This is a genomic window from Haloarcula onubensis, assembly GCF_031624605.1.
Lineage (GTDB): Archaea > Halobacteriota > Halobacteria > Halobacteriales > Haloarculaceae > Haloarcula > Haloarcula onubensis.
Genome location: NZ_JAMQOS010000007.1, coordinates 96,509 through 111,188, shown reverse-complemented (window position 1 = coordinate 111,188; position 14,680 = coordinate 96,509). Strand labels below are relative to the sequence as shown.

At 61.8% G+C, this 14,680-nt stretch carries 9 protein-coding genes, 25 tRNA genes and 1 pseudogene; 31 read left to right on the top strand and 4 right to left on the bottom strand.

What is annotated here, in order from left to right:
- Positions 1-45 precede the first annotated feature (45 nt).
- Positions 46-231, top strand: a complete 186-nt coding sequence (locus NDI86_RS18580; RefSeq protein WP_310901835.1) for a DUF7576 family protein — start codon at positions 46-48, stop codon at positions 229-231.
- Between the two features lie 162 nt (positions 232-393).
- Here NDI86_RS18580 and NDI86_RS18575 read toward each other — a convergent pair whose 3' ends face one another.
- A complete protein-coding gene (locus tag NDI86_RS18575; protein ID WP_310901834.1) occupies positions 394-819 on the bottom strand; it encodes an NUDIX hydrolase in 426 nt (141 codons plus the stop codon).
- A 272-nt stretch (positions 820-1,091) separates the two neighbouring features.
- Positions 1,092-1,147 (bottom strand) — tRNA-OTHER (locus NDI86_RS18570).
- A 723-nt stretch (positions 1,148-1,870) separates the two neighbouring features.
- Between NDI86_RS18570 and NDI86_RS18565 the strand changes: the two genes are divergently transcribed.
- The 28 genes from NDI86_RS18565 to NDI86_RS18430 all read left to right on the top strand — a co-directional run bounded on the left by NDI86_RS18565 (position 1,871) and on the right by NDI86_RS18430 (position 8,880).
- Positions 1,871-1,946 (top strand) — tRNA-Gln (locus tag NDI86_RS18565).
- A 12-nt stretch (positions 1,947-1,958) separates the two neighbouring features.
- Positions 1,959-2,031 (top strand) — tRNA-Asp (locus tag NDI86_RS18560).
- Between the two features lie 263 nt (positions 2,032-2,294).
- Positions 2,295-2,367 (top strand) — tRNA-Pro (locus tag NDI86_RS18555).
- A 3-nt stretch (positions 2,368-2,370) separates the two neighbouring features.
- Positions 2,371-2,456, top strand: a tRNA-Ser gene (locus NDI86_RS18550).
- A 173-nt stretch (positions 2,457-2,629) separates the two neighbouring features.
- Positions 2,630-2,715: transfer RNA gene (locus NDI86_RS18545), tRNA-Ser, on the top strand.
- A gap of 9 nt (positions 2,716-2,724) precedes the next feature.
- Positions 2,725-2,795: transfer RNA gene (locus tag NDI86_RS18540), tRNA-Trp, on the top strand.
- A 3-nt stretch (positions 2,796-2,798) separates the two neighbouring features.
- A tRNA-Leu gene (locus NDI86_RS18535) sits at positions 2,799-2,880 on the top strand.
- A 4-nt stretch (positions 2,881-2,884) separates the two neighbouring features.
- Positions 2,885-2,966, top strand: a tRNA-Leu gene (locus NDI86_RS18530).
- 32 nt (positions 2,967-2,998) lie between these two features.
- Positions 2,999-3,080: transfer RNA gene (locus NDI86_RS18525), tRNA-Leu, on the top strand.
- A gap of 3 nt (positions 3,081-3,083) precedes the next feature.
- A tRNA-Met gene (locus tag NDI86_RS18520) sits at positions 3,084-3,158 on the top strand.
- A gap of 28 nt (positions 3,159-3,186) precedes the next feature.
- Positions 3,187-3,260 (top strand) — tRNA-Ala (locus tag NDI86_RS18515).
- Between the two features lie 115 nt (positions 3,261-3,375).
- Positions 3,376-3,502, top strand: a tRNA-Arg gene (locus NDI86_RS18510).
- Positions 3,503-3,505: 3 nt separating this feature from the next.
- Positions 3,506-3,578: transfer RNA gene (locus NDI86_RS18505), tRNA-Glu, on the top strand.
- Between the two features lies 1 nt (position 3,579).
- Positions 3,580-3,652, top strand: a tRNA-Val gene (locus NDI86_RS18500).
- 3 nt (positions 3,653-3,655) lie between these two features.
- Positions 3,656-3,728: transfer RNA gene (locus NDI86_RS18495), tRNA-Ile, on the top strand.
- A gap of 3 nt (positions 3,729-3,731) precedes the next feature.
- Positions 3,732-3,804 (top strand) — tRNA-Gly (locus tag NDI86_RS18490).
- A 4-nt stretch (positions 3,805-3,808) separates the two neighbouring features.
- A tRNA-Lys gene (locus tag NDI86_RS18485) sits at positions 3,809-3,881 on the top strand.
- A gap of 151 nt (positions 3,882-4,032) precedes the next feature.
- A tRNA-Cys gene (locus NDI86_RS18480) sits at positions 4,033-4,176 on the top strand.
- A gap of 3 nt (positions 4,177-4,179) precedes the next feature.
- Positions 4,180-4,255: transfer RNA gene (locus tag NDI86_RS18475), tRNA-Glu, on the top strand.
- 62 nt (positions 4,256-4,317) lie between these two features.
- On the top strand, positions 4,318-5,139 hold the full coding sequence (locus NDI86_RS18470; RefSeq protein WP_310901833.1) for a nucleotidyltransferase domain-containing protein: 822 nt from the start codon (positions 4,318-4,320) through the stop codon (positions 5,137-5,139).
- A gap of 36 nt (positions 5,140-5,175) precedes the next feature.
- Positions 5,176-5,248, top strand: a tRNA-Phe gene (locus NDI86_RS18465).
- 28 nt (positions 5,249-5,276) lie between these two features.
- Positions 5,277-5,348, top strand: a tRNA-His gene (locus tag NDI86_RS18460).
- A 4-nt stretch (positions 5,349-5,352) separates the two neighbouring features.
- Positions 5,353-5,424 (top strand) — tRNA-Thr (locus tag NDI86_RS18455).
- Positions 5,425-5,890: 466 nt separating this feature from the next.
- Positions 5,891-5,965 (top strand) — tRNA-Arg (locus NDI86_RS18450).
- Between the two features lie 56 nt (positions 5,966-6,021).
- Positions 6,022-7,551 (top strand): TROVE domain-containing protein, encoded by a 1,530-nt coding sequence (locus NDI86_RS18445; RefSeq protein ID WP_310901832.1) that lies wholly within the window; start codon positions 6,022-6,024, stop codon positions 7,549-7,551.
- An 18-nt stretch (positions 7,552-7,569) separates the two neighbouring features.
- Positions 7,570-7,644: transfer RNA gene (locus NDI86_RS18440), tRNA-Gly, on the top strand.
- Between the two features lie 57 nt (positions 7,645-7,701).
- Positions 7,702-7,989, top strand: a complete 288-nt coding sequence (locus tag NDI86_RS18435; RefSeq protein ID WP_310901831.1) for a hypothetical protein — start codon at positions 7,702-7,704, stop codon at positions 7,987-7,989.
- A 156-nt stretch (positions 7,990-8,145) separates the two neighbouring features.
- Positions 8,146-8,880 carry a hypothetical protein gene (locus tag NDI86_RS18430; RefSeq protein ID WP_310901830.1) on the top strand — a complete coding sequence of 245 codons (735 nt, stop codon included), beginning with the start codon at positions 8,146-8,148 and terminating at the stop codon, positions 8,878-8,880.
- Positions 8,881-8,896: 16 nt separating this feature from the next.
- Here NDI86_RS18430 and NDI86_RS18425 read toward each other — a convergent pair whose 3' ends face one another.
- Both NDI86_RS18425 and NDI86_RS22290 read right to left on the bottom strand, forming a co-directional pair.
- On the bottom strand, positions 8,897-9,967 hold the full coding sequence (locus NDI86_RS18425; RefSeq protein WP_470303462.1) for a DUF4143 domain-containing protein: 1,071 nt from the start codon (positions 9,965-9,967) through the stop codon (positions 8,897-8,899).
- 12 nt (positions 9,968-9,979) lie between these two features.
- Positions 9,980-10,462, bottom strand: a pseudogene (locus NDI86_RS22290) (AAA family ATPase); the annotation flags it as partial.
- Positions 10,463-10,796: 334 nt separating this feature from the next.
- Here NDI86_RS22290 and NDI86_RS18420 point away from each other — a divergent pair.
- Positions 10,797-12,881 (top strand): vWA domain-containing protein, encoded by a 2,085-nt coding sequence (locus tag NDI86_RS18420; protein WP_310901828.1) that lies wholly within the window; start codon positions 10,797-10,799, stop codon positions 12,879-12,881.
- Positions 12,881-14,665 (top strand): HEAT repeat domain-containing protein, encoded by a 1,785-nt coding sequence (locus NDI86_RS18415; protein ID WP_310901827.1) that lies wholly within the window; start codon positions 12,881-12,883, stop codon positions 14,663-14,665. The genes NDI86_RS18420 and NDI86_RS18415 overlap by 1 nt, the downstream gene beginning before the upstream one ends.
- Positions 14,666-14,680 lie beyond the last annotated feature (15 nt).

Sequence of the window (14,680 nt, the reverse complement as noted above, 5' to 3'; positions counted from 1 at the left end):
GCGAGTATGTGAGATTAAGTAGGGCGACGACCACGCTCCGGTACGATGGTCGACCCGACATCGGACCACCACGAAGATATCGACGAGGAGGACGCCCCGAACTGCGCGGTGTGTGAGACAGCCATAGCCAACGAGGTGACACACCGCGTGATAACGTGGATAGACGGTGACGCCGTCGAGACGGCCCACTTCTGCGACGAGGACTGTCGCTCCTCGTGGAACGGCGCCTGAGGCTCTCTCCGTCTCTGCTGTCTTCCCTGTGGAACTCCCGAGGTTACGCGTTCTGACGGCGTCTGTCCGTTCGATGCCGGTCGCTGTCCCGGTACGTCGTAGCCGTCATACGTCGCCCACGCTACTCGCCAGTGACGCGTCCGCGTCGGTCGCTATCGCCAGCTAGTCGTCCCGGACAGGTCGCTCGCCCGAACCGTGGTCACAGGCCCGTCTGGTCGCCACCGCCTGGGGCTCGCTCAATCGCCGGCGTGCGGTCGACGCCCCGAGCCACTCGGCGTCGGTGTGCTCACCGCTCAGCGACACGTCGCTCTCGGCGGTCGTACAGCGGTAGTACACCGCGAACCGGTCCTCGCCGGCGTCGTTCTGCCACGTGACGGCTTCGACGGGGGAGTGGACCGTCACGGCCAGCCCGGTCTCCTCGGCCACCTCCCGGCGCAGACAGTCCTCGACCGCTTCCGACCGCCGAATCCGTCCCCCCGGCAGTTCCCACACGCCGTCGCTCGCGCGACGAATCGTCAGAACAGTCTCGTCGTCCAGACAGACGACGCCGCGGATGCTTATCGTGGGTCGAAGGAACTGCTCTTCCATACCGTTTGGTCGCTAGATGGCTCCCTTAGTGTACCGGTTTCAGTCATCCATTCGACCGATTTACGGGCCACACTCGCACCCCGGGACGGCATCGCCGCCGCTCGGAGAGCAATCGCCGACGGGAGTGAGCGACCACAGCCCGTTCGCGGCGGGCCTGTGCCCGGTAGATTCGAACCGGACCCGGACGCGTTCGCGAGGTCGCTGAGCGACTGGTAGGCTCAAATCCCCTCGTTGGACAGCGGCTGCTCGCGAGTTCGCTGGCCGCAGGAATGTGCTCGGTCAGGGATTTGAACCCTGGTCCTCGGCTCGAAAGGGCTACCCTAACCGCAGGGTGACCATTCGTTTCGAGCCTACCCAAATCCGCTCAATTGCGTTTTTTGGCCGCTACTAACAGCTATTATGCAGGGGTGATACTTAAACCACCGAGATGCTTGTCCACCAGCCAAGTTCGATTGGAATGAATATTGGGTTTGGGCTCTACCTCATCTGCGCTATTTGCGACTGCGCAAGGTACTGGAGCAAACGCTGACATTCAGATCAACTCTCAGCTCGCTAACCCCCATGCCAGTTTCTATGCCTATGCGTAACATACCTCGCTCAGAATTAATACACCCCGGGTCATGAGGAATAATTAGACTCACAGACGAGGTGACTCGACATGCTGACTGCTAAACCCACTCCGCGGCTCGCTTCCCTGCCGATAGCCACGGGTGGCCCGTGTTTGCTACGCGGTCAGCGTGTGGAACCGGACAGTAATTCCTGGATGGAATATGCCGTCGAGCAACTCGACGCGATTCCGTCCGGCGATGTCCGGACATCTTCGCCCGCATAACCCGGCTCCTCACGCGGACTACCCGCTCGGAGCCGGGGAACACGGGCCTGCCGCCTGCTCAAGCTTGCCAGTGTCGTCCATCTCGGGCGAGCTGGCGGGCGCGCTCGCGGCACGTTGACTCTGTCCGCACCAGATAGCGGTGCGGACCTGTGACCGCTGTGGGCCGACCACAGCGCTGTCACGAGCACACAACAGCCACAGATAGCGGCGGCGCTGCGCAGCCCCGGAGTCCCCGCTGGCGAGGGACGCGGGACTTTGGATCCCGAGGTCGGGAGTTCGATTCTCCCCGGGGCGATGGCCGTCGCGTGCCGACGTGGTGTAACTCGGAAGCATACGGCCCTGTCACGGCTGAGATTCGAGTTCAAATCCCGACGTCGGCGTACTCGGGAGGCGAAGCCGACCGAGTGCTCGTCGGAACTCGTTCCGACGGCGTCAGAATACTGCGGTCGGATGCCCATCGAGGCAGGCACACGCGGTCGACAATGCTGTCGGCCGCAACGGGCCCGGAAGGGTCTGGAACCTGCATGGACCGGTGTGGCATTCGAGACTGAGCTGACAGTCGAAGCACGCCCCCTGCGAGGACGGCAGCGAGCGGTCGCTTTCGTCCTCGCACCCACAGACGAATAGACATACAACCACTTTCGGGTCGATGGTCCAGCGGCCGACGATTCGTGCCTTGGGGGCACGAGACCGAGGTTCGAATCCTCGTCGACCCATGTGCCGCGATGGTCTAGCCTGGTCGGACGCCTCCCTGCTACGGAGGTATCCTGCAAGGGATTCCCCGGTTCAAATCCGGGTCGCGGCGTCCGCGCGAGCGGAGCGAGTTCGGGTTCGGGAGAACGGCGTTCTCCCGGCGTCCTGCTGTCACGCAGGGTTGAGGAACATCCCTTGTGAGGTGAGACAGGCAGACAGGTGACTGCGCTCGATTTGAAATCGAGAGCCGCGAGGCTTCGGAGTTCGACTCTCCGTCTCACCGTTGGCGGGGTTTCCCTAGTTCGGCCAAGGGACCGTGCTGGAACCACGGTGCCCGCGAGGGTACGGGTGTTCAAATCGCCCTCCCGCCGTGGAGCTGTGGATTCGTGGTCCAACGGGAAGACATCCGCCTCCAGAGCGGGCGATGGCTGTTCGATTCGGTCCGAATCCATTTTCCGCGGTAGCCAAGCGGCCAACGGCGGCGGGCTTAAGACCCGCTGAACAGCTCTTCGAGGGTTCGAATCCCTCCCGCGGAACTGCGTCGCCATACCCAAGTGGTCAACGGGGCACGGTTGAGGGCCGTGTGTGCAGACTATCGCAGGTTCGAATCCTGCTGGCGACATGCCGGCCACAGTGCTGGCTCTGAGACGGTGCGTCGCCGTACCCAAGTGGCAACGGGAGGCGGCTCAGAACCGCCGGCGTAGGTCCTGCCGAGGTTCGAATCCTCGCGGCGACACTCTGCGGGATTGGGTAGCCTGGCCGATCCCGGCTGGCTCATAACCAGCAGACCCACGTTCGAATCGTGGTCCCGCAATCGCAGTTGAGGCGAGCGCGCCTTCTGAGGGCCCCTAGCTCAATTGGCAGAGCACCCGCTTCGCAAGCGGGAGGCTCCGGGTTCGAGTCTCGGGGGTGTCCATCCACTTCCCGTGGTCAAGCGGTCTACGACGCCGCCCTGTAGAGACGGAGACGCACGTTCGACTCGTGCCGGGAAGATCTGGTAGCTAGCTGTTTGGACAGTTGACTGCCCCTGTGGGACGGTGGAAGAGCTTGGTTCACCAACTCTCTCAACGGGTTTTCACCGGAACTCCGGTGCGACGCTGAGAGTTCCTTCGTCACGCTTCTAACGTGGTCACGCAGGTTCGAATCCTGCCCGTCCCATCTGCTCCAGTGGAGTAGCGGCCAAACTCACGGCCCTCTCACGGCCGAGCCCCCGGTTCAAATCCGGGCTGGAGCATTGGCAGACAGTCCAGTGGAGTGGACGTGCCGCTCACATCGGCGAGATCGCAGGTTCAAATCCTGCTCTGCCAATGCAGGCGCGTAGCTCAGCGGTCAGAGTCCCTCGCTGATAACGAGGCAGTCAACGGTTCAACTCCGTTCGCGCCTATCCGTATCGATGGTCCAATTGGCGAAGACACCAGCCTTCCAAGCTGGTAACCCCGGTTCGAATCCGGGTCGATACACTGTGGGCCCGGAGCCTATGAGAACAGGCAGCCGACTTTTAATCGGCAGATAGCGGGTTCAAATCCCGTCGGGCCCGTTGGAATCGCCCCACGATTCCACCACTGTGTATTAATCTGCCGGGCGGTCCCGCGTGGTGCGGGAACTTGGCTGTTACCCGAGTTGTGCGAGGTTCGACTCCTTGGCCCGGCGTGGGGCTTGCACTCCCCCATCTACCGCCCTGTCGTTGTGCCACGGTGGCAGAGCGGTCCAACGCACCCGCCTGCAGAGCGGGATCTCGTCGGTGAGAAAACAGCCTCGCGGTTTTCGAGCCCTGCCAGTCGCGCGCAGCGTAGCGAGCACGTCTGGCAACGGTTCGAATCCGACTCGTGGCTTGCGCTCCCGGAGTCCCCGCTGGCGAGGGATGCCAGCTTTTCAAGCTGGAGGTCAGGGGTTCGATTCCCCTCGGGAGCACTATCGGGCGCTGCTGCGACCCGAGGAACCAACTACGACGCACGAACACGAGGTAGCAAGCAATGACAATCGAACATCTCGAACTGGAGCATAGCGCGGAAGACATCAGAGATTTCATCGAAGCCGCCGTCGCCACCCGTGGTACGGAAAACCGTCCCCGGTTCTACGCAATCACCGGGAGCCACATTTACGGCTTCGACAGCGCCGAGAGCGATATCGACGTCCGCGGTCTCCACATGGCGCCGGCGGAGTCGTATGCGTACCTCGACACGCCGGCCGAAGAGGTCACCGTCAACATGGACGGAACGACCGAGGGGTTCGAGGAGTACGCTGAAGTCGACCTGCGGAGTTACGAACTGAAGAAGTTCGCTCAGCTCCTGCAGTCGGCGAACTACAACATCGTCGAGCTGGTCTTCGAAGCCCCGACGGTCATGAACGGGATGCCACTGGAGATGGACGCCCTGCAGGACCTCATCCGGGAGTTCCTCCCGATGAACGTCCCGCACGCATACCTCGGCATGGCGAAGTCGAATTACTACAAGCACCTCGATCCCGAGAAGGCTGAGGGGTATGACCCGCGAGCGAAGAAGTTCCTCTACGTCTACCGAGGGCTGCTCGGCGCGCAGTACGTCGTCGAGTACGAGGATATCGAGGCCGATATCTTCGAACTCGCCGATGCTATCGATGGCGGCGACCCTGCGCTCGTCGAGGACCTCGTCGCGCACAAGCGCACCGGTAACTCGACGACCGTTCCGGATGCTCTCGAAGAGCGGGCACGGGATGCGATTACCGGGCAGTTCAACGCCATCGGTGAGTTCCCGACGCCGGACAAGAGCGGCTATCGAGAAGCCTTGGACAACTGGATGCGGAAAGTCCGCGCGTGATACTCCGGTATTTTCCGCTGCTTGCGATTCGACATCGGAACGATAGCGCAATCGGGAGCGCGCCGGTCTGAAACACCGGCATGTCTAGGTTCGAATCCTAGTCGTTCCATGCGCCCGCATCAAGCGGGCACAACGTGGCCGGGTTGGGGTAGCTGGCAACCTTCGGCCCTGTGACGGACGAGCAGCGAGTTCGAGTCTCGCACCCGGCCTTCGGCCTGCGTAGCGTAATCGGCAGCGCACGTCCGTGGTATGGACGCGGTCCAGGTTCGACTCCTGGCGCAGGCTTTCGGGACACCGTCGAGGCGGTGGGTTACTTCCTCTTGCAAGGAGCGGCGATTCACCCACCGCCGATTTCCCGGTGTCCCACCATTCGTCGGCGGCCGTCGAGACGGAGCGTTCCTTCCCGGCACTTGGCAGGTTCGACTCCTGCATCGCTCCGTCGATCTTCCGGCCGTTAATTATTCGTGGCGACCGTCGAGTCGAAGTGTTCCTTCGATCTGGTTCCATCAGGTTCAAGTCCTGACGGTAGGCTCTACGGCCTATCGTTATGTCCGGACAAAGGGAGCGTCCCGACACCGGACCCGCTTCGATAATTTCCCGGTCGTCAACATTCATATAGTGGTCGTCGAGCTGGAGTGTTCCTTCGCTTGTGGAGCGACTACTCCGGGTTCGAGTCCCGGGAGCGGACCGGCCGCTCTAGTGTAACTGGTAACACAGTATCTCTCACTCCGGCGATTTTCCGGCCACTGTTGTCCCTGTAGCTCAGTTCGGAACGAGCACCGGCCTTCGAAGCCGGGTGTCACAGGTTCGAATCCTGTCAGGGACGTTCTCCGCTCGCGGTGAGCGGCTTTCGGCGTCGACTATTGCGGCGCCGGTGATAGCATGCAACTGAACGAGACGAAACAGACGGTTGCGGAGGCAACACGTACCACCAACCACGAGGGCGGTGAGGCGTTCCGGCCTGCGGACCCACGACTCGCACTGTACAAACGAACAATCAACCAACTGCTGGAGGATTCGTACTACGAGGACGACACGGAGCACCTGCATGCGGTCGTTGAGCGGTTCGACGCTGCGGCGGCCGAGGACCCGGAGTTCGTACTGAAACTCGCCGCGTACGCGCGCCAAGAGATGCACCTCCGGGACATCCCGCAGGTTCTCCTAGTACTCGCGGCGAACGACGACCGGTTCAAAGACGACTCGGACGAGTCACTCATCCGGGAGTGGACGCCGGCAATCGTCCAGCGGATGGACGAAACAGCGACGGCGCTGGCCGTCCACGACACACTCTTTGGCGGCACCGCGCCATGGCCGCTGCGGCGCGGTATCGAAGACACGCTCGTGGAGATGGCGGACGCCTACACGCTGGAGAAGTACACGCTTCCACGGCGTGAGGTGACGCTGCACGACGTGTTCAACCGTGTCCATCCGACGCCGGTCGACGACGAGCAGGAAGACCTGTTCGAGCGGTTCATGCGCGGTGACCTCGACGACTACCCGGACGTCGATCCACTTCCGTCGCCGAACACGTGGGAGACGGTCATCTCCGAGCAGGGGAACACGGCAGAGGCGTGGGAGCAGCTCATCGAAGACGACGAGTACTCGCTGCCCATCTTCGCCTCGATCCGGAATCTGCGGAACATGCTGGAAGCGGGCGTCGACGAGGTGACCATCGTCGGGCATCTCGATCTCGAAGCGGTGCGGCACGCGCCGCTGTACCCGTTCCGGTACTACCAGGCGTACAAGGCGCTGCAAGACGCGGGCATCGACGCGCCCGAGGTCGAGCGCTGGTTGGAACAGGCCGTTGACGTGGCAGTCGAGCACGTGCCCGACGACCTTGCCGACACGTTCGTCGGCGTGGACCTGTCGGGGTCGATGGACGCGGCACTCTCCGAGCAGAGTACGCTGCAGCGCAAGGAGATCGGTGCGCTGTTCGGCGCAGTGCTGGCTGACCAGGGTGCCCCCGTCGGCGGGTTCGGGTCGGAGTTCCAGCCGGTGGCGACCCACGTCGACACGCCGGTCCTGCAACTGCAGCGAGCCGTCATGGGTATCGATGACGAGGTCGGGAACTCGACGAACGGGTGGAAAGTCCTCGATTACCTCCGGCAGGAGGGTATCGAAGTCGACCGAGTCGTCCTGTTCACCGACATGCAGATTTGGGACTCGACGGCTCGACTGGTCGACGGCGACCGGACTGTCCGCGAGGCCTTCGAGGAGTACCGTGCAGCGGTGGCGCCCGAAGCATCGCTGTACATGGTCGACCTCGCGTCGTACGGCGACCTCGCAACGCCGGAAGGCTACGAGGACGTGTACAACGTCTCGGGGTGGTCCGAGCAAGTGCTGGAGTTCATCGGCTACGCCGAAGAACCGGCGCAGGTTATCGAAGAGATCGATGACTTCGAGCCAGCATGACTGCGGTTGCCGATTTTTGCGCGAGTAGTGGAGTCTGGCCTACCACGCAGCCGTGCCATGGCTGAAACAGGTGTTCGAATCACCTCTCGCGCATTCGGAGCGAATCATGGCGGGACGGTCTCGCCGGGTCGCTCCAATGGAGGTACTACGATGGCAATCACCAGTGACAACGACACGCGACAGACTACGACCCTAGTCGTCACCGTCCGCGTTCCGAACGGTGCGGACGGCGACCTCACGACCAACGCAGAGCGGCGGCTCTCGCGCGCCGACGGCATCCTCGCTGTCACTGTTGAGGACCTCCAGGAGCTACAGCCCGGCCTCTCCGCTACCGAAGCGACTGTCCGCGTCACAGTTGAAACAGCTGACGCCCGAACGACACAGTCAGTCGAGGACACACTCGCTGGACAGACAGGTGTGGAAGTGACTTCGACGTAGCTTCCGTGATTGCTTGCAGAAGCAGAATTCTATTAGTGGGATCACTGCCGTTCGTACGGCTCATCTTGTCACGCGGTGTCACTATCAACGGGATGCCGTTTGGTTTGAATAGGAGGGCCCGTTTCGTTGCGGTAGCGATAATGGAGGACGTGTAATATGGGGACGTTGGTTTTAGATATCGAGACTGCGAGTCCGTTCGAGGAACCGCCGGAACATTCGAACGACACGTCGTACTACGAGTGGATCGCGGTCGGACTCGCCTACGCTGACGATCTTACAGACACGCCTGAGACTGATGTGTTGTTCCGCAACGGTGGGTGGGATGACGCGCACACCATTGAGCTGTTCGAGCGGTTGTTCGACTGGTGTGACCGGCGGCAAATCGATCGGTTGCTCACGTACAACGGTGCGTGGTTCGACGGGCGGCACCTGCTGAATTGGGCACAGGAGCTTGATGATGCCGACGGCGAGTTACGACGGCGCGTCGAGAACCTGTTTGAGAATCACGTCGATGTCGCGCTCGCCGCTGCTGACGAGTACGCCGAGGAATTGCGGGAAAATCAGCATATTCTCCCCGATTGGAAGGCCTACGATATCGCTGGTATCGATAACGACAGCGTCTGGTACGACGATTACACGTTCCCCGAAAACTACTTGGCTGGTATCGATGGGCCGGCTGTCCAGGGTAAGCACATCGGGCAGGTACTCGGCGAGAAATACGTCGATAACGTCGAAGCCGGCATCGAAGCAACCAGTGTACACCGAGAGCTAACTCGGCTCCTCGAAAATTACTGTACGAGCGACGTCGCCGACCTCATAGAACTCTACTCGTCGCTCGGTGGCGCTTCTCTCGACGATGAGTATCAACGTCCCGCCCAAGAAATCGTCTAGCGAAACTACTTTTCCTCTAGCAGAGTAGAAGATACAGCCAGTACGGAAGCTGAACGATATTATCGTCGACTTGCTGGATTGGTTTCGAGCCTCGGACAGTATCGCCTGCGAGAAGGAAGCCGAGTGGCGAGTCGAATTCATTTTGGAACTCTTGGATAGCAGCAAGCGCCGCGTCCCTGTCACGCGAGCGATATGCGAGCCCGATTGGGACTGGCGTCTCTCCGACCTCGAAGACGAAGTCAACCTCGCCTTCCCGGCCACGCCAGTATTGGACACTCGGTGTCGGGTCGTTGCCTTGTGCTGCGTTGACGCCGTAGGCGAATCGCATTGTGTGGTCGAAGGCGGCGACGCGGGCGAGTTCTGATTCTCGCTGGAAGTCGTTGCGGACGGCCGATGCGTCGCCGTCCGATAGGGCCGTTGCGAGGCCGGTGTCACGGAGGTAGAGTCGGACGCCGCGCGGGCGACTGTTGTCGTATTCCGTGACGCCTGTGAGGACGTACAGTTCGCTGAGTGCGGGGAGGTAACTGTCTGCGATTGTGCGGCGGTCGACGTCGAACAGTTCGACGAGTTCCTGGTAGCGGAAGGACTCGGTGGCGCGGTTCCGAGCGGCCAGTGCGCACAATCGTTCGAGGTCAGCAATTGTTTGAATCGATTCGAAGCCAGGAACGTCCTGGTACAGAGCTGCGCTGACGTTGTCGCGGAGCCGCGCGTAATCGTCCGGAGTGAGGTCGCTGGCTGATTCGACGGCTCCGTCGTTTTCGTAACTGATGATACCGCCCATCGTCAGGTACTCGACGACTTGCGACTGGATCCGGCGTTCCGCGTCGATGACTTTCTCGTACTTGCGTCGCAGTTCCTCAGTGAGGCTCGCTGTATCCGCTTTGGCAATCGCTGCCGGGAGGCTGTTCTCACCTGCTCGGATAGAGCTTGGACTGACGCGATTGTCGTCGGCTTCGAGATCAGGGTAGAGTGTGAACAGGTAGTCCCGGAACTTCTCGGGGAGAATTGGCTGCACGTCGTAGGCGTCTGTCGAAATGTCGGTGTCTGCGAGTTCCCGGTCGATCTGGACCTCAGCGCTGGCCGTCATGATGACGTGGCGGTCCGGTGTCTGCTCGATGAGGTTGGTTACGGGTCCGCCCCATCCGTCTATTGTTGGTTTGTTCGCGTGTTCGATCTGGTGGATGTCGTCGAGGAGGATGAACTGCGGACCATTGTTGGGCGTTCGACCGTAGACGCGGCTTTCGTAGTATCGGACTGCGCGCGCGAGTTGTTCGTCGGACTGCAGCTGATAGAGTGGGTCTGCGTCGAACGGGAGATAGAGGAATTGCTCTGGTGCTGCGCCAGCTTCGATTTGGTGGTGGATGAACTGGTGGAGGAGCGTGGTTTTGCCGACGCCCCGCCGTCCGACCAATGCGAGGATGGACTGGTCTTCGAATTGGCTGCCGGACGCGTTCGGTCGGGCGAGATGGTAGAAGTCGCTTTTTTGTCGGGCAGGAAGGTCGAAGGCGTCGGCTCCTTCGTCCCACCAAGGGTTGTGTTGGTGGAGGGACTCGGCTAAGGCGTCGCCAGCATCGAGAGACATTGGACTGTTGCTTGGTACATGAGCGCCATCGCAATGATTGTTACGCCCGCGTACTCACCGTCGCAACGTCGGTTTATGCGGCATAATTGCGCCAAGCACCCGATTCTGCCGCTCTTACGAAATAAACTGCATTGTATTGTAGTTTGTTCGCTCAAATAACTCCCCATAGTGCATCTAGACGAAACATTTATACCAGCATGAGACATAATGTTGGGTGTAAGTCTGACAAAAGCGCCACTGTGATGGTGCTTATTGGCTTGCACGCGAGGGAGGCGCGTGTATCGTCGTCGAGGACCCGCAGGCTGCCCGGGTGAGCGGCAGCTATCAGCAAACAATGGATGGGATATTCGCGGACGTACGGCCCGGCGCACGACTCGACCTCACGGTGGAGTTCATCACTAAACGACCACTCGCCTGCGACGGAGCGACAGTTTGCCGGCTGCTCGTTACCGACCAGGCAGGTGACCAGTTCAGCATACTCGCTACGCCGGATAGCGACTCGTTGTGGCATCTCGAAACCGGCGAAACGTACGAGATTACCGGGCTGCTCGGTGCCGAGCCCGTCGACACGTCACAGGCGATCGCACACGAGTGCCCGCACTGTGGAGACCAACTCCGGGCAGGGCAGGCAATCGACGCTGCCGGGTCCGCAGTCGTCGATGCGGCCGAGAAACTCGGTATAGACTGTCGGTTTGGTATCCTCGACGAGACGGCCTCGGTCAAGACTGTTGACGAGGACACCGGAGCTGTCGACGACTGGCTCCCGATGCAGGACGACCAGCCAGTTGAGACGCCTGACTTCGTGTGTACGTCGTGTGGTCGCCACGTAGCTCAGCACATGCTCGCACGCGACGAGGAGCCGGTCCTCGAAAACATGGAGGCAGATGCGAGCATGGGCACGATGAACCACAGCATGGCGAGTCCGGAGACAGTCGGGCTCGCCGCTGGTGGCGCGAAAGACGTGACGAACTTCCGCGAGAACGTCAAGAATGGGTACACGCCGGAGCCCGAAGCCATCAGCGACGAGGGGCTGTTCTACGACTACTACTTCGAAACGGGCGAGCGGACAGCGACGGACTCGCTGTTCGCCCCACGGTACGCCGCGGCAGTCAGCGACCACCCGTTGACCGGTGAGACCGAACAGTACCTCTCTGTCGGCCTGGATTCGACCCTGTCCGTCGAGGAGTTCGAACGACCACGACTGGACCTCGTGGCGGTCCTCGACGTCTCCGGGTCCATGTCCAGCGCGTTCGACCAGTACTACTACGACGAGCAAGGTCGCCAGCGTGAGGCAGAGAGCGGAAGCGAGACGAAACTCGCAGCAGCGACGCAGTCGCTGTGTGCGCTCACCGAGCAGCTCCACGCCGAGGACCGCCTCGGTGTCGTCCTGTACAACCATCGGGCACACGTTGCGAAGCCGCTGCGCGACGTTGGGGCGACGGATATGCCCGCGATTCGACAGCACATCCGTGACATCGCGGCTGGCGGCAGCACGAACATGGAAGACGGGTTCGAGGCGGCCGTCGATATGCTGGCCGACGGAACCACCAGTCACGACCTCGAACGCCGCGTCATCTTCATGACCGACATGATGCCCAACACCGGGCAGACCGGGGCGAACGAGCTCACCGAGTTGTTCGCCGATGCCGCCGCTGACGGTATCCACACGACGTTCATCGGCATGGGGCTGGACGCGAACGCCGAGTTGGCCGACACGGTGTCGGGGATTCGCGGCGCGAACCACTACTTCATCCACTCCGCCGACGAGTTCGAACAGCGACTCGGCGAGGAGTTCGACTACATGGTGACGCCGCTCGTATACAACCTCGACCTGGAACTGGACGCGACGGGCTACGAAGTTGAAGCCGTCCACGGCTCGCCGTCCGCTGACGATGCGAGTGAGCAGCTCATGCACGTCGGAACGCTGTTCCCCTCTGCGAAACAAGACGGGCAGGCCCGCGGCGGGGTCATCCTCGTTCGGCTCACGCAGACGGCGGCGGACGCGACGCTCGAACTGCAGGCCTCCTGGACGGAACGCGACGGGGCCGAACAGACCGAGCGCGTCGCCGTCTCGATGCCCGAAGACGGAGCGTCGTTCGCACACGACGGGGTCCGAAAGGCGGTAGCGCTTGCTCGGTACGCTCGGGAACTCCGCGCGTGGGCCCGTGACGTCCACGACCGCGCCGACAACGCGACGGGTGTCGACGACTGGTTGCTCCCCGACCAGCGCGGCGAGCACGAACGCGAGTCCGTCCCGCTGGTCGTCCCCGACGAGCACACGGACCGGTTCGGTCGGCTCCGCAGCTATCTCGCCGATGAGATGGCTGCCACTGGTGACGAGGCGATGGAGCAGGAGCTGGAGTTACTCGATATGCTCTCTCGGCCGGAAGCGGTACAGGAGGCGGAGCTTTCGGAGTAATGCTGGTCTTTGCGTTTGACAGGGACTGGACGGTCGACGTGAACCCGCACCCGCGTCACGACGCCGTCCCGCTTGAGTGGGTGCGTCACCTCGCACACGAGACCGACCACGCAGTGTACGCCATCGGAAATCAGACGCTTGCCGAGGAAGCAGCGATTCCCGGCGTTGTCGATATTGTCGGTCGGCACGGCGACGCGTGGGACGAGTGGCTCGGCGACAAGCAGCCTGACGGGTATTACGAGCAGTTCCCGACGCGTCGTGAACGCCTCTCGTTGATTGCGGACGTACATCCCGACGCAGACGGGTACGTCGTCGTCGACGACCTGGATCTGAGCGATGTCGACGGGTGGGAGCATTACCACGCGTGGGACTTCGTCCCGGCCGTCCAGCAGGGCGATATCGACCCTGGCCTCCCGTGGGCCCGTGACCCGGTCACCGACGGTGGCCGCCCGACTTCGGCCGGTATCGTGCCAGTAGACGCGTCGCACCTCTCGTCGTGGCTCAGTGAACACCGCGATGCGCCGGGCTTCGAACTCACGTACACGGACGAAAACGGCGAATCGACGGTCCTACTATCCGATATGTCGGTCGATGCAGTGTTCATCGAAGAACCGTCACAAGCACCTGGCGCGCTCTGTACACCGTTTGCTCCGGGAAGCGAGAAGTTCATTGTGGATCTGGAGGCGATTGAACTGGTGTCTACCGTCGATATCTCGCCCGAGACGGTAACGACGCTTACGGCGCAAGCGGATACGCTGACGGAGGAGGCAACGCTGCTTCGACGAGTGACAGCAGCCAATCCTGCTGCGGTTCGTGTGTCCGCTGTGCTATCACTGCTGGACCGTGAGGAGACGAGTTCACTCCAGCAACGTGACGCTTTGCGCGCACTCCGACAGATTGCTGTTGCGCGTCCTGCGGACTGCACGCCAGCCATCCCGATTCTCCGGTCGCTAATGGGGGACTCGAACCTGGTCGCGCCAGCCGATGTCCTAGCGACGCTCAGTGCTATCGGCGAACAGAGTCCAGGTGATATCGCGCCGGCAACGGCTGACATCATCCCGTACCTCGGTTCCAATCGCGTGTCCGCTCGTCGGGAAGCAGCCGCATGCATCTCTCATATCGCGTCAGCAGATCCGAGCGACGCTGTCGATGCAGTTCCCGGGTTAGCGACCGTCGTCGAAGACGATGCTGACGGGACCCGGGATGCCGTGTCGGCGCTGGCGGCTGTGGCAAGCGAGTATCCGGAGGCCGTCACCCCGGTCGCGGAACTGCTCGGGTCAGTGGCGCTAGATGAGTCACGTTCAGATGCCGTTCGAATGAGTGCCATCGCCGCGCTTGGTCCGTGTGTCGAGGTTTCACCTAGTCTCGCTGTCGAAATCGTTGACGATATCGCACAACTGCTGACCGCTGAGAACCATCGGCTCCGGAACAACGCGGTAGCGTTGCTCTTTGAAGTCTCGGCAATTCACACTGACGTCGTCGAGCCGTTCGTCGACGACATCGCCGAGCACCTCACAGTCGAGGATGCGTACACGCGAACCAATGCGAGCGGGACGCTTGCCCGCGTGGCCGAGGACTTCCCGAACGCTGTCGAGCACGTAACCCCGACGTTCGTCGAGTTACTGAACGACGACGAGTCTGCAGTTCGGGAGAACGCCTGTTGGGCGCTCGGGTACCTCCGTGCCGCGGAACGCACGCCCGAACTGGAGAAGCGACTGCAGGAAGACGACGAGAAGGGTGTCAGGGCACGGGCGTCGTGGGCGCTCTCACGACTGGAGGAGTAACGTGCGGGTAAACGC

Coding starts and splice junctions, on each gene's coding strand:
- NDI86_RS18470 (WP_310901833.1), top strand. CDS start 4,318: ATGACAATCGAACATCTCGAACTGGAGCATAGCGCGGAAGACATCAGA.
- NDI86_RS18415 (WP_310901827.1), top strand. CDS start 12,881: ATGCTGGTCTTTGCGTTTGACAGGGACTGGACGGTCGACGTGAACCCG.
- NDI86_RS18425 (WP_470303462.1), bottom strand. CDS start 9,967: ATGACGGCCAGCGCTGAGGTCCAGATCGACCGGGAACTCGCAGACACC.
- NDI86_RS18435 (WP_310901831.1), top strand. CDS start 7,702: ATGGCAATCACCAGTGACAACGACACGCGACAGACTACGACCCTAGTC.
- NDI86_RS18580 (WP_310901835.1), top strand. CDS start 46: ATGGTCGACCCGACATCGGACCACCACGAAGATATCGACGAGGAGGAC.
- NDI86_RS18430 (WP_310901830.1), top strand. CDS start 8,146: ATGGGGACGTTGGTTTTAGATATCGAGACTGCGAGTCCGTTCGAGGAA.
- NDI86_RS18445 (WP_310901832.1), top strand. CDS start 6,022: ATGCAACTGAACGAGACGAAACAGACGGTTGCGGAGGCAACACGTACC.
- NDI86_RS18420 (WP_310901828.1), top strand. CDS start 10,797: ATGGATGGGATATTCGCGGACGTACGGCCCGGCGCACGACTCGACCTC.
- NDI86_RS18575 (WP_310901834.1), bottom strand. CDS start 819: ATGGAAGAGCAGTTCCTTCGACCCACGATAAGCATCCGCGGCGTCGTC.